Source organism: Morococcus cerebrosus (assembly GCF_022749515.1).
Lineage (GTDB): Bacteria > Pseudomonadota > Gammaproteobacteria > Burkholderiales > Neisseriaceae > Neisseria > Neisseria cerebrosa.
The window spans coordinates 1,813,072-1,831,682 of record NZ_CP094242.1; the positions used below are offsets into that span (position 1 = coordinate 1,813,072).

20 protein-coding genes are annotated in these 18,611 nt (G+C 50.1%); 12 read left to right on the forward strand and 8 right to left on the reverse strand.

Going from position 1 to position 18,611, the window contains the following annotated elements:
- Positions 1–28 precede the first annotated feature (28 nt).
- From MON37_RS08560 to recO, 4 genes are all read left to right on the forward strand, one after another.
- Positions 29–898 (forward strand): hypothetical protein, encoded by an 870-nt coding sequence (locus MON37_RS08560; RefSeq protein ID WP_141752662.1) that lies wholly within the window; start codon positions 29–31, stop codon positions 896–898.
- A gap of 100 nt (positions 899–998) precedes the next feature.
- Positions 999–1,334 (forward strand): YbaB/EbfC family nucleoid-associated protein, encoded by a 336-nt coding sequence (locus MON37_RS08565; RefSeq protein ID WP_003744574.1) that lies wholly within the window; start codon positions 999–1,001, stop codon positions 1,332–1,334.
- A 132-nt stretch (positions 1,335–1,466) separates the two neighbouring features.
- A complete protein-coding gene (locus MON37_RS08570; protein WP_242883562.1) occupies positions 1,467–2,474 on the forward strand; it encodes an IS5 family transposase in 1,008 nt (335 codons plus the stop codon).
- A gap of 282 nt (positions 2,475–2,756) precedes the next feature.
- Positions 2,757–3,497, forward strand: a complete 741-nt coding sequence (gene recO / locus MON37_RS08575) for a DNA repair protein RecO (RefSeq protein WP_039408680.1) — start codon at positions 2,757–2,759, stop codon at positions 3,495–3,497.
- An 82-nt stretch (positions 3,498–3,579) separates the two neighbouring features.
- On the opposite strand, the gene MON37_RS08580 is transcribed toward recO, so the two are convergent.
- The gene (locus MON37_RS08580) at positions 3,580–4,074 is read right to left on the reverse strand and encodes a DMP19 family protein (protein WP_039408678.1); all 495 of its coding nucleotides are present in this window, start codon (positions 4,072–4,074) and stop codon (positions 3,580–3,582) included.
- Positions 4,075–4,392: 318 nt separating this feature from the next.
- Here MON37_RS08580 and MON37_RS08585 point away from each other — a divergent pair, with 318 nt between their 5' ends.
- Positions 4,393–4,584 (forward strand): zinc-finger domain-containing protein, encoded by a 192-nt coding sequence (locus tag MON37_RS08585; protein WP_003763364.1) that lies wholly within the window; start codon positions 4,393–4,395, stop codon positions 4,582–4,584.
- 6 nt (positions 4,585–4,590) lie between these two features.
- Positions 4,591–4,938 (forward strand): hypothetical protein, encoded by a 348-nt coding sequence (locus MON37_RS08590; protein WP_003763387.1) that lies wholly within the window; start codon positions 4,591–4,593, stop codon positions 4,936–4,938.
- An 86-nt stretch (positions 4,939–5,024) separates the two neighbouring features.
- Here MON37_RS08590 and adhP read toward each other — a convergent pair whose 3' ends face one another.
- Complete coding sequence (gene adhP / locus MON37_RS08595) at positions 5,025–6,068, reverse strand: alcohol dehydrogenase AdhP (protein WP_082013640.1); 1,044 nt, start codon at positions 6,066–6,068, stop codon at positions 5,025–5,027.
- 443 nt (positions 6,069–6,511) lie between these two features.
- Between adhP and MON37_RS08600 the strand changes: the two genes are divergently transcribed.
- The 6 genes from MON37_RS08600 (at position 6,512) to MON37_RS08625 (ending at position 10,914) form a co-directional block, all read left to right on the forward strand.
- A complete protein-coding gene (locus tag MON37_RS08600) occupies positions 6,512–7,987 on the forward strand; it encodes an aldehyde dehydrogenase family protein (RefSeq protein ID WP_009312407.1) in 1,476 nt (491 codons plus the stop codon).
- 100 nt (positions 7,988–8,087) lie between these two features.
- Complete coding sequence (locus tag MON37_RS08605; protein WP_052242832.1) at positions 8,088–8,519, forward strand: hypothetical protein; 432 nt, start codon at positions 8,088–8,090, stop codon at positions 8,517–8,519.
- A gap of 18 nt (positions 8,520–8,537) precedes the next feature.
- Positions 8,538–8,969, forward strand: coding sequence for a lysozyme inhibitor LprI family protein (locus MON37_RS08610; protein WP_052242831.1), 432 nt, complete (start codon positions 8,538–8,540; stop codon positions 8,967–8,969).
- 17 nt (positions 8,970–8,986) lie between these two features.
- Positions 8,987–9,418, forward strand: a complete 432-nt coding sequence (locus tag MON37_RS08615; protein ID WP_052242830.1) for a lysozyme inhibitor LprI family protein — start codon at positions 8,987–8,989, stop codon at positions 9,416–9,418.
- An 18-nt stretch (positions 9,419–9,436) separates the two neighbouring features.
- A complete protein-coding gene (locus tag MON37_RS08620; protein ID WP_052242829.1) occupies positions 9,437–9,898 on the forward strand; it encodes a hypothetical protein in 462 nt (153 codons plus the stop codon).
- A 26-nt stretch (positions 9,899–9,924) separates the two neighbouring features.
- Positions 9,925–10,914: a hypothetical protein gene (locus tag MON37_RS08625; protein WP_039408674.1), complete on the forward strand. Its 990-nt coding sequence runs from the start codon at positions 9,925–9,927 to the stop codon at positions 10,912–10,914.
- Positions 10,915–11,009: 95 nt separating this feature from the next.
- On the opposite strand, the gene ubiD is transcribed toward MON37_RS08625, so the two are convergent.
- The 6 genes from ubiD to dnaE form a co-directional block, all read right to left on the reverse strand.
- Entirely contained in the window at positions 11,010–12,488 is a 1,479-nt protein-coding gene (gene ubiD / locus MON37_RS08630; protein WP_039408672.1) for a 4-hydroxy-3-polyprenylbenzoate decarboxylase, read from the reverse strand.
- A gap of 43 nt (positions 12,489–12,531) precedes the next feature.
- The gene (locus MON37_RS08635; RefSeq protein ID WP_039408670.1) at positions 12,532–12,816 is read right to left on the reverse strand and encodes a hypothetical protein; all 285 of its coding nucleotides are present in this window, start codon (positions 12,814–12,816) and stop codon (positions 12,532–12,534) included.
- 7 nt (positions 12,817–12,823) lie between these two features.
- The gene (locus MON37_RS08640) at positions 12,824–13,333 is read right to left on the reverse strand and encodes a DUF2199 domain-containing protein (protein WP_039408668.1); all 510 of its coding nucleotides are present in this window, start codon (positions 13,331–13,333) and stop codon (positions 12,824–12,826) included.
- A gap of 82 nt (positions 13,334–13,415) precedes the next feature.
- Positions 13,416–13,847: a DUF2750 domain-containing protein gene (locus tag MON37_RS08645; RefSeq protein WP_039408665.1), complete on the reverse strand. Its 432-nt coding sequence runs from the start codon at positions 13,845–13,847 to the stop codon at positions 13,416–13,418.
- Between the two features lie 59 nt (positions 13,848–13,906).
- Positions 13,907–14,368 carry a tetratricopeptide repeat protein gene (locus tag MON37_RS08650; RefSeq protein ID WP_039408663.1) on the reverse strand — a complete coding sequence of 154 codons (462 nt, stop codon included), beginning with the start codon at positions 14,366–14,368 and terminating at the stop codon, positions 13,907–13,909.
- A 341-nt stretch (positions 14,369–14,709) separates the two neighbouring features.
- Complete coding sequence (gene dnaE, locus MON37_RS08655; RefSeq protein WP_039408660.1) at positions 14,710–18,144, reverse strand: DNA polymerase III subunit alpha; 3,435 nt, start codon at positions 18,142–18,144, stop codon at positions 14,710–14,712.
- Between the last annotated feature and the right edge of the window lie 467 nt (positions 18,145–18,611).

The following is an 18,611-nucleotide window of genomic DNA, read 5'->3' on the forward strand; positions in this document are numbered from 1 at the left end:
TTGTCTAGTTGCGATGGAATCACTGAAAATGGATACAATACAAGATGATTTACAAAAGAAAATAATATTTCAAATGGGCTTGAATTTGCAAAAATATCAAGAAATTGAACGAATTTTGAAGCATATTATTTCCATTTCAAGTAGAACTGCCCATATTACTTATCCTACAAAATCTCCTAATAATTCAAATCCTGAATTAAATATCTGGTCAGATCAGGAAGATATTACCAAAGCGACTTTAGGAAATTTGTTTGCGCAATTAGAAAAAACGGAGCATGAACCGAATTACGAAGATCATTGTATTGATAATCCCGAATTAACCCAATTAAGTTTTAGTTATCATATTCCAACGATATGTTTTATTGATAGGGAAATTTTTTATTTGGATTTTAAACAAGTTGTTCAAAATAGAAATATGTTTATTCACAATTTTCCAAATGAGATGCATCCAAAGGATGTCTTATGCAAGTTGAAAGAGGAATATAACCGAGCCGATAGATTTCAAGAAAATCACTTAAGACCTTGCTTAAATACACTAAGAAAGAGGATAGATAATTTACTACCAGAAATAGTTAAACAAGGTCTAATCATGATATCTAATTATGGCAGGTTAAGTGCTTGTGATGTATTAGACGAAATTTATCAAAAACACAAACGTAAGGATGGCTGGGCTTTGTGGACGAGTATTATTCAAGAGATGCAGAAAGAACACCCCTTTATTCTTTCCAGTTTGAAACAGGAAAGTTCGTTTGACGGTAAAAATATAGCTTTATATAAAATCTTTCAAGAAGCCTATCCGCGTTGGCAGTTTATGCAAGAAGATTTACCTAAAGGCACTAAACGATTATTGGTAAAAGTCGATAATCGAGAATTAAATTTACGAGAAGAATTGGATTAATAGGTCAACTGAAATATCGGATAAATCATATTCAGACGACCCTTCATACCAAACGGTATGACCCCATAACCTTAACGATTCAACCACAGGAGTTTTAAATATGTTCGGAAAAGCCGGATTAGGCGGCCTGATGAAACAGGCGCAGCAAATGCAGGAAAACATGAAAAAAGCGCAAGCGAAACTTGCCGAGACCGAAGTAGAAGGCGAAGCAGGCAACGGCTTGGTTAAGGTCGTGATGACCTGTGCCCACGTCGTGCGCAAACTCGAAATCAGCCCCGACCTGATTCAAGAAGCCGCAGACGACAAAGAAATGCTCGAAGATTTGGTGCTCGCCGCCATCAATGCCGCTTCTGAAAAAGCCGAAGAAACCACCAATAAAACCATGGGCGCATTCACCCAAGGCCTGCCCGCAGGCATGGGCGACTTCTTCCGCTAAACCCGCGCCGCAAAGCAAATATAGGTCGTCTGAAACGCCAAAAAGCAGTTTTCAGACGACCTTCGGATTGAGACCTTTGCAAAATTCCCCAAAATCCCCTAAATTCCCATCAAGACATTTAGGGGATTTCCCATGAGCACCTTCTTCCAGCAAACCGCACAAGCCATGATTGCCAAACACATCGACCGCTTCCCATTATTGAAGTTGGATCAGGTGATTGATTGGCAACCGATCGAACAATACCTGAACCGTCAAAGAACCCGTTACCTTAGAGACCACCGCGGCCGTCCCGCCTATCCCCTGTTGTCCATGTTCAAAGCCGTCCTGCTCGGACAATGGCACAGCCTCTCCGATCCCGAACTCGAACACAGCCTCATCACCCGCATCGATTTCAACCTGTTTTGCCGTTTTGACGAACTGAGCATCCCCGATTACAGCACCTTATGCCGCTACCGTAACTGGCTGGCGCAAGACGACACCCTGTCCGAATTGCTGGAACTGATTAACTGCCAACTGGCCGAAAAAAACCTAAAAGTAGAGAAAGCATCCGCCGCCGTCATTGACGCCACCATTATTCAGACTGCCGGCAGCAAACAGCGTCAGGCCATAGAAGTCGACGAGGAAGGACAAGTCAGCGGCCAAACCACACCGAGTAAGGACAAAGATGCCCGTTGGACAAAGAAAAACGGCCTCTACAAACTCGGTTACAAACAACATACCCGTACCGATGAGGAAGGCTATATCGAGAAACTGCACATCACTCCTGCCAATACCCATGAGTGCAACCATCTGTCCCCTTTGTTGGAAGGCATTGCCGAAGGTACGACCGTCTATGCCGACAAAGGCTACGACAGCAAGGAAAACCGGCAACATCTGAAAGAGCATCAGTTGTTAGACGGCATTATGCGCAAAGCCTGCCGCAACCGTCCGCTGACGGAAGCGCAAACCAAACGCAACCGATATTTGTCGAAGACCCGTTATGTGGTCGAACAAAGCTTCGGTACGCTGCACCGTAAATTCCGCTACGCCCGGGCAGCCTATTTTGGTCTGCTCAAAGTGAGTGCGCAAAGCCATCTGAAGGCGATGTGTTTGAACCTGTTGAAAGCGGCCAACAGGCTAAGTGTGCCTGTTGCAGCCTAAAAGGCGGCCCGGATGCCTGATTATCGGGTATCCGGGGAGGATTAAGGGGGTATTTGGGTAGAATTAAGGAGTGATTGGGGGCGGAAACAGCCGAAAACAGCCGAAAACCTGTGTTTGGGGTTTCGGTTGTCGGGGGAAAAGGAATTTTGCAAAGGTCTCGGATTATCTGTTTGACAAGTCGGCACCCGTCCAATATTTTCAGACGCCCCCTGCCCGCTTTGGTAAAATACACCATACAATCAACCGCCCTCTTCCACCATCCCCCAACCACGCCAACTGCCCATGACCAATCAGCGCATCAATCACGAACCCGTCTTCCTGCTTGCCTCCTCCCCTTGGCGCGAGAGCAGTTTGTGGGTGGAGGTGTTCAGCCGCCGTTACGGGCGCGTGGCTTTACTGGCGAGAAGCGCACGCAAAAGGCAGAGCGAGTTGCGCGGTGTGTTGGTGCCGTTTGTACCGGTCAGCGCCTCTTGGTACGGTTCGCAAGAGTTGAAAACGCTGCATCGTGCAGAGTGGATAGGCGGCTGGCCGCAACCGCAAGGCAGGGCTTTGTTCAGCGGCCTGTATATCAACGAACTGATGCTCAAACTGACGGCTCGCGAAGACCCGATACCCGAGCTTTACGACGCGCTAGAAGCAGTCATGCGGGCGGTATGCGACGAAAGCAGCCATACCGCCGCGCTGCGCCGCTTTGAATGGACTTTACTCAGCCGCTTGGGATTCGCACCCGATTTATTCCACGATGGCAACGGCGAAGCAATCCGCGCCGAAGAAACCTACTGGCTGACGCCTGAAAACGCGGTTGTCCCGATCGAAGAAGCTGAACGCTTCAATCCGCGCAACCATGGTGTTGCCGTCAGCGGCGACATCTTGATTCAGTTGCGCGAAGGCGATTTCACCCACCCCGAAAGTCTCGGACAGTCGCTAAAAATCACGCGCCTGCTGATTGACAACCTCCTGCCCGAAGGCATTAAATCCAGACAGGTTTTGCAACAGCTCCAGCAATTCAGTTTCGGTATTTAATCCTTTTCAGACGACCTTTTAAATTTCGATTTTTTCTCTTAGTTTCATACTGATGCGGAAAATCAAAAGCATACCGCGCACATCAATCCGCGATCTCCGCAAACTTCTCCCAATTTGCCAACACATACGCCACAGCCGCCGCCATATCGTCGTCCGCGATTTCGTAATATTCGCCGTCCAATTCCTCAAAATCGGGAAACTTAGCACGAATCTCGTCCAAAGATGCCCCTCTGTCCGCCATTTCCTCGATTTTTGCGCCGTCCCGCCCGTATAAAGCCTTTGCCTTATCCAAAATCTTAGGTGTCGGTTTAATCCGCCAGCGGCGCAGGCTGTCGGCGACGGGGTTATGGAACACATATTCGCCGTAACCCGCCGCAATCAGTTGCACAAAGCCGCCCTCCTGCACTTGGCTGTCCAAATAGCAGTAAGCCGTCAGCGTGTGCTGCTCGTCGTTCAAACACCGCATTTCCTCATCGCCTGCCGCATCCGTATAATCCAAATACGCCGCGCTCAATGTGTAGAGAAATTCTGCAGCGTCTTGAGGGTTCAAATCATCCTGCCGGAAAAGTGTCGTCATGTTAAAGCCCGTTTGAAAATAAAGCGATTTAAAGCTAATTCATCATAAAAACCGCATTATAGTGGATTAATTTTAAACCGGTACGGCGTTGCCTCGCCTTAGCTCAAAGAGAACGATTCTCTAAGGTGCTGAAGCACCAAGTGAATCGGTTCCGTACTGTCTGTACTGTCTGCGGCTTCGTCGCCTTGTCCTGATTTAAATTTAATCCACTATATAACCAAAGCATTATCAAACCAAAACCCATTTTCAGACGACCTTTTGCGCTGCACAAACAGGCGATATATCGTACAATAAGGTCGGACTTACCAAGGAAAAATCATGAACGCAAACACCGAAACCGTCATTATCTACCCCAAAGACCTGCCGCTGCACTGCTCCGGCCCCAACCACGAAACTTGGAACGGTCATCCGCGCGTCTTCCTCCCGATTCAGTCCGACAGCGACATCGAATGCCCCTACTGCGGGACGCGTTACCATCTCGAAGGCCACATTCCCCACCACCATTATTGAGACGCTATGAAGAGATACGCCCTCCTGCTGTTGCTCGGACTGTGTACCGCCTGCGGTTCGTATAAAGCCGTTCGCCCCGATGCCCCTCTCGCCGTCGTCGCCGAAGCGCAAAACAACGCCATCCGCTACCAAGCCGCCGACGGCAGCCGCATCTCCGCCATCTACGTCAACAGCAACAGCCCGATGACGGTCGAACTGCGTCAGGGAAGTACGGTCGAAAAACTGACGCAAACCCATTCGATGACCAAAACCACGGAATACCGCAATGCAAGCACAATATGGCAGCTTCAGGACGGCTTCGCCACGCTTACCCGCGGCGGCAAAACCGTCGTCTTCACCGAAATCATCGAATAATCCTGTCTGAAGTTCTTATCAAAAGGTCGTCTGAAACCCCAAAACAAGGTTTCAGACGACCTTCTTATTCAACTGCCTGCATCAAATCAATGATGACCGCAGCCGCATTCTTTTTTCATGTCGATAACCATGCGGCCGGTGATTTTGCCTTCGCGCATTTCTTGAAAAATCGCCGGAGCTTCGTCCAAAGCACGCAGTTGGACTTTCGGTACCACCAAGCCTTCTGCGCCGAATTGGAAGGCTTCTTCCAAGTCTTTGCGTGTACCGACCAGCGAGCCGACCACTTCGATGCCGTCCAAGACCAGACGCGGGATGGACAAGTCCATAGATTCAGGCGGTAGACCAATGGCAACGACGCGGCCGCCTGCACGGACGCAGTCTACGGCGGAGTTGAACGCGGCGGCAGATACGGCGGTGACAACGGCTGCGTGTGCGCCGCCGGTTTTTTCCTGAATCACTTTGGCTGCGTCTTCTTTGGCGGCGTTGATGACTAAATCTGCACCGCTTTCTTTAGCGAATGCCAGTTTTTCATCGTTGATGTCGATGGCGACGACGTGTGCGCCGAATACTTTTTTCGCGTATTGGACACCCAAGTTACCCAAACCGCCCGCACCGTAAATGGCAATCCATTGTCCCGGACGCACGCCGGAAACTTTCACGCCTTTGTAAGTGGTTACGCCGGCGCAGGTGATGCTGGAGGCTTGTGCAGGGTCGAGGCCGTCGGGTACTTTGACGGCGTAGTCTGCATCGACGATACAGTGGGTCGCCATACCGCCGTCGGCGGTGTAGCCTGCGTTCAATACGGAACGGCACAAGGTTTCGCGGCCGGTATTACAGTATTCGCACGAACCGCAGCTTTGGAACAACCATGCGATGCTGACGCGGTCGCCGACTTTCAGGGCGTTTGCGCCCGGAGCGACTTCTTTGACAATGCCGATGCCTTCGTGTCCCAACACGCGGCCCGGTTTTTCGCCGTAGTCGCCTGCCGCAACGTGCAGGTCGGTATGGCACACGCCGCAATATTCGACTTCAACCAACGCCTCGCCGTATTCCAACGGGCGCAGTTCGCGTTCTACAACTTCTACATCACCTGCTACATTTTGATTCACAACAACTGCTTGCATCTTCATGGTGTTCTCCTTGGCATTCGTACGAAATCCGTAAATGGTGGGACAGGCGGAATCGGAATAACGCCCTTCCTCTGAATGAGAATACTCCCCTTCATTTCGCTGTGTCAACACCCTATCTTTTTGAAAAATAAGAAATAAAATGTTATACCATAACAATCTGTTTGCGCAGAAATATATCTACCAAGCCGCTGAAAAATTCTTACACATATCATGTAAAAAAGGTCGTCTGAAAACTTTAAATACATTAACAAACCCGCTTCATTTCCATGCGGGGTCAAGCCTTATCGGATTAGATTTCCTATTTTAGAAAATTACATATTTGGAATTTTAAGAACGATATCATTTTTAGTGCTTGAACTGAAAGAGAAAAAATACTATTCTATTTTCAGACGACGTTGGAGATACGTCCGAAACCTCAAGAAGACAACCAAGGAGACGGCATCATGGCAAAAGATTTAAATGTGTTTGATAAAGAGTACGGCCTCTTGATTAACGGCGTGTGGACCAAACCCGGCGCGCTTTTGGATTCATACAATCCTGCCAACGGAGAATTGTTAGCCAAATTTACCGACGCATCCGATGCCGATGTCGATGCTGCAGTTGCCGCCGCGCAAGAAGCGTTCAAAACATGGCGCAAAACCACCACCACCGAACGCGCCGCCATCCTCAACAAAATCGCCGATGTGATTGACGAAAACTTGGAATTGTTCGCCTTGCAGGAAACGCTGGACAACGGCAAACCCATCCGCGAAACCCGCGCCGCCGATATACCTTTGGCTTCCGACCATTTCCGCTACTTTGCCAGCGTAATCCGCGGCGAAGAAGGCACTGCCACCCAGCTTGACTCCGAAGACCTGTCTATCGTCCTGCGCGAACCTATCGGCGTAGTCGGTCAAATTATCCCGTGGAACTTCCCTTTCCTGATGGCGGCTTGGAAAATCGCCCCCGCACTTGCCGCAGGCTGTACCATCGTTATCCACCCGTCTTCCAGCACTTCGCTGAGCCTGTTGTCGCTCGCTCAAAAAATTAACCACCTGCTGCCTAAAGGCGTGCTGAACATCATCACCGGACGCGGTTCTAAATCCGGCGAATACATGCTGCACCACAAAGGCTTCAACAAACTCGCCTTCACCGGCTCGACCGAAATCGGCCGCCGCATCGGCATCGCTGCCGCCGAAATGCTCATTCCCTCCACCTTGGAGCTGGGCGGCAAATCCGCCAACATCTTCTTTGACGACATGCCGTTTGACAAAGCCCTCGAAGGCGCGCAAAAAGGCATTTTGTTCAACCAAGGCCAAGTGTGCTGTGCCGGCTCGCGCATCTTCGTTCAGGAAGGCATTTACGACAAATTCGTCAACGCCTTGGCTGAAGAATTCAAAAAAATCAAAGTCGGCCTGCCTTGGGAAGACGACACCCAAATGGGTTCGCAAGTCAATGCCGGCCAGCTTGAAACCATTTTGAAATACGTCAAAATCGGCGAGCAGGAAGGCTGCCGCATCATCACCGGCGGTAAGAAAATCGAAGGCGAGTTGGGCAAAGGCGAATTTGTCGAGCCGACCTTGATCGAAGCCGGCAGCAACAGCGCCCGCGTCGCCCAAGAAGAAATCTTCGGCCCGGTTGCTACCGTGATTAAATTCAAAACCGAAGAAGAAGTCATCAAAATGGCGAACGACAGCGAATACGGCCTGGGCGGCGCAGTGTGGAGTACCGACATCAACCGCTGCCTGCGCGTTTCCAATGCGCTGGAAACCGGTCGCGTCTGGGTGAACTGCTACAACCGCCTGCCCGCAGGCGCACCGTTTGGCGGCTACAAAACTTCAGGTATCGGCCGCGAAACCCACAAAATGATGCTCGCCGCGTACACGCAGGTGAAAAACATCTACATTTCCACCCGTGAAGAACGCGAAGGCTTCTATTAATTGAATGTTCGCATGATAGCGGTTTGAACATGATAGGGCAGTTTGAAAACTTTTCAAACTGCCCTATTAATTACACAATAACTTTTTTAGGAGATAAATTATGTCGAAACACAAAACACGTTACATTCTGCCGCTGCTGGCCGTGATGGCATCTGCCGCCTGTATCGGTGCGGCAGGGTCGTCTGATAAAGCTGCAAATGCCGTTAAACCGAAACAGGAAAAGAATCTTTGTCCCGAACCTGTTGACCAAATGGATGAAGATTGTTTGAGGCTTACCCTGTTAGATTTTGAAATTGCATTAAATAAGAAGTACGAAGATTTATTTCGACGTGCCGCTGCCAAAGACCAAAAACTTCATGGCATGACAAAACAGTATTTTACAAGCATCCGCTCAAAATGGGAGGCTTATCAGGACGAACTATGTTACGACCCGACGGTAACGACCGATTTGAAAACACCGGCGGATCGGATTCACACTCTTTGCGCTATCGAACAGACGCAGCTTCATTTGAAGTCATTGGAACGTTTTTAATTTTTATAGGAGACTGATATGTCGAAACACAAAATCCGTTACATTCTGCCGCTGCTGGCCGTGATGGCATCCGCCGCCTGTGTCGGTGCGGCAGGGTCGTCTGAAAAAGCTGCAAATGCGCTTAAACCTCAGAAGGAAAAGAATCTTTGCCCTGAACCTGTAAAAGAAATGGACGATGATTGTTTGAGGCTTACATCAAGGGAGTTCGAAGGCAAATTGAACACAAAATATAAAGATTTATTTAGGCGAGCTGCCATCAAAGACAAAAAACTGCACGGTTTATCCAAACAGTATTTCACAAGCGTCCGCTCAAAATGGGAGGCTTATCGGGACGAACTCTGTGATGATCCGACGGTAACGACTGATTTAAAATCACCGGCGGACAGAGTTTTTTATATGTGTTATATCGAACAAACACAACACCATTTAAAAGCATTGGAACGTTTTTAATTTTTTAGGAAACTGATATGTCGAAACACAAAATCCGTTACATCCTGCCGTTGCTGGCAATAATGACATCCGCCGCCTGTGTCGGTGCGGCGGGGTCGTCTGAAAAAACTAACGAAAAAGATGCAAAGCAACAGAACAGGGCTATTTGTCCAGAGCCTGTCAATCTGATGAGTGATGATTGCTTGAGTATTACTTTAGGGGAATTCGAGGACAAGCTGAAGAAGAAGTATGAAGAATTATTTCGACGTGCAGTAGCCAAAGACCGAAAATTGCACGGATTGTCCAAACAGTATTTTGCAAGCGTCCGCTCGAAATGGGAGGCTTACAAAGAAGAACTTTGTGACGACCCGACGGTAACGACCGATTTGAAAACACCAGCGGACAGGATTTATTCTCTTTGCGCCATTGAGCAGACGAAACTTCATTTGAAGGCATTGGAACGTTTTTAATTTTTATAGGAGACTGATATGTCGAAACACAAAATCCGTTACATTCTGCCGTTGCTGGCAATAATGACATCCGCCGCCTGTGTCGGTGCGTCGGAGCCGTCTGAAAAGGCTGTTCCAAAGGTAACAAGGCAAAAACAGGACAATAAGGACATTTGCCCTCAGAGCATGATGAAAGACATAGACGGACAAGGCTATGAATGTGTAGATATTTTCAGTATGAGGTTGGAAGAGCAACTGAATAAGAAATACGAAAATCTGCTGCACCGTATCGATTCAAAAGACCCCAAATTGAATGGAGTATCCAAAGAATATTTTTTGACTATCCGTAAGATTTGGGAAAGTTATACGGAAATGCTGTGTTCAGACCCATCCGTTACGACGAAAGTTCGTCCTCTGGCAGGACGCTACATCCGTATTTGCAGGTTCGAGCAGAACTTAAACCATTTAAAAGCGTTGGAACGCTTTGAAAATTCTTTATAAAGCTGATAGATAGTTAGGAGGCTGATATGAGTCGTTTTACAGGCGGAGACCATCTGAAACCGGAAGACGGTTTGAAATACTATATACATCAAGCCATGATGGTAAACGAATTGTCGGGCGGATACGGTGCGTACGAAATATCAAATGCAAAAAAAGCAGACAGCGGTCCCAGTTTTGGTCCTATCCAGTACGATATAGGCGGCAATAATGAAGGGAGGAATTTGTTGGAACGGATTGCGCGAGAGGCAACAGACTCAAAAGGCAACCGTTTTATTTCCGATAATGAAATAAAGCAGATGCAAATCCATCTATACAAGCCATTCAATAAAATGTCTACCGAAGACAAACAGGTGTATCAAAATCTGAAACCGAAATTGAATCAGGCTTTGGCTTCCGAAACCGGTATCTCATTAATCAATCGGGATTATGATAAGGCACTTGATGACAAAGTTAACAAGGTAAATAACGTTATCTCTAAAATTACAAATCCTGACAATAAAAAATTCCTGCAATCCAATATGCAGGCACAAGTCTTCATTGCCGATATACGCAACCAATATAGCGATAAAGTAAACGATGCTTTGAAGCATTTCCTCAATATGTCGGAACGCGATGCGGGCATCAAACTTCCAGGTAAACACGGCGGAGTGGTTAAAGTCAAAGGCAAACTGGATATGGAGGATTTGAAAAACTTCCGTATGAATACGGCTTACGGCGTCAAACATCCCGCCGATGCCCGTCGCAGAGATAACAATATTGAGGAAATTACTGCCCCTACCCGTCCGAAACCAATATCGAAATTGGACAAGCTCGAAGCGATGATGCACGGTCTGCTCAACGATAAGGACGGCTCTTTCGCCAAACAGGTTTTGGCGGAGAACCGCGAAGTTGTTGATGCTTTCAATGCTAAAGTGCAGGAAAAAATGGAACAGGAACGGCAACAAACGGCAGCGAGGGAAATTTCTGTGCAGCAGAATCCTGCGGAAAGGGAATTGGGAGGACGGTCTTTTGGCTAATCACTCCAAAGGCGATGGAAAAGAGGAATAAGACTCCCTCCCCCAAGCCATGAGGTCGTCTGAAACCTTTTCAGACGACCTTTTGATATTCGGGTTTATAAACCCAACTCCCCCCAAATCTCATCAATCTTAGCCGTAACCGCAGGGTCTTTTTTGATCACCCGCCCCCATTCGCGGTCGGTTTCGCCCGGCCACTTGTTGGTCGCATCCAAGCCCATTTTGCCGCCGAGTCCGCTGACGGGGCTGGCGAAGTCGAGATAGTCGATGGGCGTGTTTTCCACCAAAACGGTATCGCGTACGGGGTCCATGCGCGTGGTTACCGCCCAGATGACTTCTTTCCAGTCGCGCACGTTCACGTCGTCATCCACCACGATGATGAATTTGGTGTACATAAACTGGCGCAAAAACGACCAGCAGCCCATCATCACGCGCTTGGCGTGTCCGGCGTACTGTTTTTTCATACTGACCACCGCCATCCGGTAGGAACAGCCTTCGGGCGGCAGGTAGAAATCGGTGATTTCGGGAAACTGCTTTTGCAAGAGCGGTACGAACACTTCATTCAACGCCACGCCCAAAACGGCGGGTTCATCGGGCGGTTTGCCTGTGTAGGTCGAATGGTAAATCGGGTTTTCGCGCATGGTGATGCGTTCGACCGTGAACACGGGAAAATGGTCCTGCTCGTTGTAATAGCCCGTGTGGTCGCCGTATGGGCCTTCCAACGCGGTTTCGTTCGGATGGATGACGCCTTCCAACACGATTTCTGCGCGGGCGGGCACTTGCAAATCGTTGCCGATACATTTCACCAGCTCCGTCCGCGAGCCGCGTAGCAAGCCGGCAAACTGGTATTCGCTCAAAGTGTCGGGCACGGGCGTAACCGCGCCCAAGATGGTGGCGGGGTCGCAGCCAAGCACGACGGCGACGGGATACGGCGTATCGGGATTGAGTTTGCGGAACTCCTGATAATCCAGCGCGCCGCCGCGGTGCGACAGCCAGCGCATAATCAGCTTATTTTTGCCGATTAATTGCTGGCGGTAAATGCCGAGATTTTGGCGTTTTTTGTGCGGCCCGCGCGTTACGGTCAAGCCCCATGTTACCAGAGGCGCAACGTCTTCCGGCCAGCAATGTTGAATCGGAAGTTTATACAAATCAACGTCTTCACCTTCCCACACAATTTCCTGACACGGCGCATTTTTCACTACGTTTGGTGCCATGCTCCAAATGTCTTTCAGCAGCGGCAGCTTGGAAAACGCGTCTTTGATGCCTTTGGGCGGTTCGGGTTCTTTCAAATACGCCAACGTCTGCCCGATTTCGCGCAGCTTCGACACACTGTCCGCGCCCATGCCCATCGCCACGCGTTCGGGCGTGCCGAACAGGTTTGCCAACATGGGATAGTCGTAGCGCGTACCGTCGGGCTTAATCGGGTTTTCAAACAACAACGCCGGCCCTTCGGCACGCAGTACGCGGTCGGCGATTTCGGTCATTTCCAAATGCGGGGAAACGGGATGCGCGACGCGCTTGAGTTTGCCCTGCTGTTCGAGCATGGCGATGAAGTCGCGTAGGTCTTTGTATTTCATGTTGATCCTTATTTGAGGTCGTCTGAAAACCGGACTTTGGATTTCAGACGACCTGAATCATAGATTGCAATATAGCTTCGGGGCATTCGCTGTTTTCGGCAAAAAACCAATATTCACCATATGGGTTGTGAATACTGAACTTCCAGCCCTTGTAACCGAAATCTATCCACGTTTCGCCTGTTATTTCATCAGAAACGAAGGCGGTAATGGTTCCGCCTAAGCGGACAATTTGCCGCAGCAGGCTCGACGGCGGGTAGGTTTGCGGCAGTTGCAGGAACAGGCGGGAGCCGTTGTGCATGGTTTCGTTCAATAGAGGGCGGTTTGTCATTTGGTCCTTAATAGTCTGCCCCGAATGCCGCCTCTATCCTTGCCTGCGCTTCGGCATATTCTATGCCGTGATAAAAGTCGCGTACCAGCGGATGTTCGCTGCCTTGATGGAGTTGCAGCAGGGGACGTCGGTTGTCGGACTGGGTAACGACATTGCAGTGCAGACCGAAGGTGTCGGATTCGTAAGGGGGCAGCCAGTTGCAGATCATGCCGAAATAAACGACGTTTTCCGGATTGTCGTGAAAGTGGCTTTGATAGTTGTTAAAACTCTTTTCGCTGACGGATACCCACACCCCGTATTCCAGCGTTTCCTCATGCCCGATAATCGGAATAAGCAGCACCGCGCGGATAAAGCGGTCGGTTTGGTTGGGATAACGGATGATACAGAAATCAGAATCGCATTCCGCTTGATAAGCAATGCGTTCTTCTTCACTGAGTTGGTCATAGGGAGCGGGAGTGGCAAAGCAGAGCGCCGGCATGTCTTCATGTTTTTCGCCGCAGGAAGTGCAAGTGTACATGATGGATTCCTTTTGAGTTTTAGGCGGGACTGGTTTTCAGACGACCTGTCAGTGTGATACAGGCATTTGTAAGAAACGCTTTTTAACCGTTCAAATAAGGCAGATCCAAAGCTTCACCATAGCTTTCTTCCAAAATTTTGTTGATACGGGCGGCAAATTCAATAGCAGGCATATCGACGGTTTCGGGGTCGTCAGGCGTGGGGAAAATGGCAATGTAGCTGCCAATGTCCATCAGATAGGGAATGCCGTCTTCTAAAAATTCTTCAAGCTCCAATTCGAAGATGCAAAGACTTGCGTCTCCTGCCTGTGCCAAGGATAAGCGGGCAAATTCCAAATCTGACCAAATAGCCAGCGAGGTATGGCCGTCATCATCGCCCCAAAATGACCAGTCTCCTTCTTCGTCTGCCATCACATAAAGACATTCTGCATCGGCAATGTCTTTAACGGCGTGTTCAAAACGTTTTTGTGCGGACAGACGCAGAATAGATTGAATGGCTTGTGGTGGATATCCCATAAGCAGTTTCCTTTTATGACTAATTTGAAGTTCGGGTCGTCTGAAAAACAGGGGGTAGTCTATATTGCACTAGTTGTTTTTCGGCTGTGGTTTTCAATTCCTTCTGCTACGGTGGCTAAGAAATCCAGATATTTCGGGTCTTCGTCCAGCCACGCTTCATCGTCCAAACCCATGTAGGCGCGCATCAGCTCGTCAGCGGCGCGTTCCATATTGCCTAATTCAAACTGCGCCTGTCCTAAACGCAAATGCAAAAACGGGTTGCCGATTGCGTCCGGGCAATACATGGCGTGGCTTAAATGCTCGTGCGCGGCGGCAAAATCGCCACTCAAAAAATCCGCATCGCCGATGGCTGCCAGAATCCATGTTGCCGCTTCCCAGTCGGTTTTCGGTTCGGGCAACAAATCCCATGCCTGCCAATAAAGGTCGAGTGCTTCGGCGTATTGCCCGTCGTCCGCCAAAGTGTCGCCTTGTTCGCAAAGCTGGCAAATGGTGTCGTAGGTTTGGTCGTTTAATTCGCTCATGGTTTATCTCCTCAATGGGTGTGGTTTCATGTTGCAGTAAATCTGCTTTCAGACGACCTTTTATGTTTTCTATTCATTCTGAGTCAGGGTCAATATTATAGTGGATTAACTTTAAACCAGTACGGCGTTGCCTCGCCTTACCGTACTATCTGTACTGTCTGCGGCTTCGTCGCCTTGTCCTAATTTAAAGTTAATCCACTATAGTGTTGTTTTGCGTTTTCAGACGACGTCTTTGAATGTTTTATCAAACGGCGTCTGAAAATAAGATTCGGCTTTGTATTTTAATGGCGATGCAGTTTAAACAGCAGTTTTCCGTCGCTGTTTCAGACGACCCCTGCGCCTTACCAATTCACGCGCACTGCCCTGCTGCCGAGCAGTTTTTCCAGTTCGTCGAATAACGCGGAGCTGGGTGTCACCATCCATTTCGGCGGCACTTGAAACCTGCCCGACGCTTTGCCGTTGCTGTACGACAGTTGCAGCGGGATGTGCGACGTATCGGGCAGGCGGTGGGCGGTGAGGATGGCGGCGAGGCGTTCGATGTCATGACCGGGGGTAAGGGCGAGGCTGAGGCTGCGGGCGTAGCGTTCGCGCGCCATTTGCAGGGTCATGACTTGGTTTGCCATGATGCGCAGCCCGTCGCCGCCGCCGTAGTCGTCGCGGCTGACTTTGGATTCGATAATCAGCACTTGGTCGGATTTGAGGTAGTCGGCGCAATTTTCCAGCGTCTGGCCGCTGACCATGATTTCAATCTGCCCGCTCAAATCTTCGAGGCTGACAAAGGCGATTTTGCCGCGCTTGCCCATCATGGTGCGCACGGCGGTAACGAATCCGGCGAGGCGCACGCTGTCTTGCGGTTTCAGACGGCCTAATTTGGTCGGGGCGATTTGGCGGACTTCTTGGGCATACGGGCCGAAGGGGTGGCCGGACAGGTAAAAGCCGATGACGGTTTTTTCTTCGGCGAGTTTTTCCGATTCGCTCCACATGGGCGCGTCAATGAGCTGCACCGGTTCGATGGCGTCTTCCATCATGTCAAACAGCCCGCCCTGATTGGCGTTGGCGGCTTTTTGGTCGGCGTTGTTCATGGCGAGGTCGATGTTTGCCAAGAGCATGGCGCGGTTGGGTTCGATGCTGTCGAACGCGCCGCCGCGTATCAGGGCTTCGAGGGTGCGGCGGTTCATGTGTTCTTTGCCGACGCGCTCACAAAAGTCCAACAGGCCGGTAAATTTGCCGCCGCTTTGCCGCGCGGCGATGATGGATTCGACGGCGGCTTCGCCCGTGCCTTTAATCGCGCCGAGTGCGTAGCGGATTTTCATGTTCGGATACGGCGTGAAGCGGTAGTCGGATTCGTTGATGTCGGGCGGCAGGAACTCGATGCCGTTGGCGCGGCAGTCGTCGTAGAAATGCTTGAGCTGGTCGGTGTTGTCCAATTCAGACGACATGGTCGCTGCCATAAATTCGGCGGGGTAATGGGCTTTGAGCCATGCGGTCTGGTAGGAAATCAGGGCGTAGGCGGCGGCGTGGGATTTGTTGAAACCGTAGCCGGCGAACTTTTCCATGTAGTTGAAGATTTCGTCGGATTTTTCGCGCGAAATACCTTGTTTTGCCGCGCCTTCGGCGAAGATTTCGCGGTGTTTCACCATTTCTTCGGGCTTTTTCTTACCCATGGCGCGGCGCAGCAGGTCCGCACCGCCGAGCGAGTAGCCGCCGATAATCTGCGCCGCCTGCATCACTTGTTCCTGATACACCATAATCCCGTAGGTCGGCGCGAGGATGCCTTCGAGCAGCGGGTGGATGTATTGGAATTCCTGTCCCTTCATGCGCGCGACGAAATCGGGAATGTTGTCCATCGGGCCGGGTCGGTAGAGCGATACGAAGGCGATTAGTTCTTCAAACTTGGTCGTGTGCGCCGTTTTCAGCATTTTTTTCATGCCGGTCGATTCGAACTGGAAGACGGCGGTGGTGTTCGCATCGCGGAAGATTTTGTAGGCGGCCTGGTCATCGAGCGGGATTTTGCCGACATCGACAATATCGCCGGTGGTGTTTTTGATGTTGTTCTGCGCCATTTCGATAATGGTCAGGTTGCGCAGGCCCAAAAAGTCGAACTTCACCAAACCCACGTCTTCCACGTCGCCCTTGTCGTACATGGATACGGGCGAGGCGGATTCGTCTGCCTGATACACGGGGCTGTAATCGGAAATCTTGCCCGGTGCAATCAACACGCCGCCCGCGTGCATACCCAAACCGCGCGTCAGGTCTTCCAGCTTTTTCGCCAACGTAATCAGTTCGTCCGCTTCTTCCGCTTCGATCAATTCCTGAATCTGCGGTTCCGCCTTCATTGCATCGTCCAAACCCAAAGGTTTGTTGGCTTCCAGCGGAATCAGCTTCGATAATTTGTCGCACAGGGTAAACGGCAGCTCCAACACGCGCCCTACGTCGCGGATGACCGCTTTGGACGACATCGTGCCGAAAGTCACAATCTGGCTCACCGCCTGCGCGCCGTATTTATCGCGCACATACTCAATCACGCGACTGCGGTTGCTTTGGCAAAAGTCCACGTCGAAGTCGGGCATGGAAACGCGTTCGGGGTTTAAGAAACGCTCGAACAGCAGCGCGTATTTGAGCGGATCGAGGTCGGTAATCTTCAGCGAATACGCCACCAGCGAACCCGCGCCCGAACCGCGTCCCGGCCCTACCGGACAGCCGTGCGTTTTCGCCCAGTTGATAAAGTCTTGTACGATAAGGAAATAGCCGGGGAATTTCATCTGGATGATGATGTTCAACTCAAAATCCAGCCGCTCCTGATATTCCGGCATTTTCGCCGCCCGTTCCGCCTCGTCGGGATAAAGCTGAACCATGCGTTCCTGCAAGCCCTCGTTGGACAGTTTCACCAGATAATCATCCAGCGACAAGCCGTCGGGCGTCGGGAACAGGGGCAGGAAGTTTTTGCCCAGCGTGATATGGATATTGCAGCGTTTGGCAATTTCCACCGTGTTTTCCAAGGCTTCGGGCAAATCGGCGAAACGCTCCAGCATCGTTTCCGGCGGAATGAAAAACTGGCTCGGCGTGAAATCGCGCGGACGTTTCTTGTCCGTCAGCACCCAGCCGCCCGCGATGCACACCCGCGCCTCGTGCGCGTTGAAGTCGTCGCGGCTCATAAACTGCGTCGGATGCGTCGCCACCACCGGCAAACCCAACTCCTCCGCCAGTTTCACGCTGCCCGAAACGCAAGCCTCCCATTCGGGACGCTCGGGCAGGCGTTGCAGCTCCAGATAAAACGCATCGGGGAACCACGCCGCATACTTCAACGCCGCCGCACGCGCCGCGTCTTCATTGCCGTTCAAGAGATTTACGCCCACTTCGCCGTAATGCGCGCCGCTCAAACAAATCAAGCCGCTGTTGTCGCCGTTTTCCAGCCATTCGGGATTGAGTTCCGCATGATGGACATTGCGGTCTTTGCCGACATAAGCCGCCGTTAAAAGCTCGCTCAGGCGCAGATAGCCCGCATCGTTGCGGATAATCAGCATGGCGCGGAACGGCTTGTCGGGCGCATTGGGATTGCCTATCCACACATCCGCCGCCCCGACGGGCTTAATCCCCGCGCTGCGGCAGGCTTTATAGAATTTCACCAAACCGAATTCGTTCATCAAATCGCTGATGCCCAAAGCAGGCAAACCGTATTCCTGCGCTTTGGCAATCAGTTTTTTAATCCGCACCATACCGTCGGTAATCGAAAACTCGGTATGCAGGCGCAGCGGGATATAGGTCGGCTCGGTCATGGCAAAATCGGCGTGAACAATAAAAGGCGTATTGTAGCAGGGTTGGAAAAAGGTCGTCTGAAAACGAGCGTAGCGAGTTTCGCTAAAAAGAGTGAAGCGGGTTTCGCTAAAACGGACAAAGTGAATTTCGCTAAAACGAACGTATTGATTGGGCTTTCAGACGACCTTGAAAGAAAAATGGTATATAAAACAGAAAAAATTTTCCATTCTATTTAAATTTTATAAAAAACAAAATAAAAACCGACCAATGTACAAATTTAGCATTCAAACGGTATGAAGTTTCCGAAATTTTACGATTTAATTACAACAAAATCTGATATTAAAATATGAAAAACGGGAATTAATATTGCATTTGCAATTCCAGCGGGTACAATGACGCAAAATGCCTATCGGCATAGAGAATGCGGTTTCCTGCATATTTCAATATCAATAAAGACCGCCTGATACGGTTGTATCGTGTTTCAAAA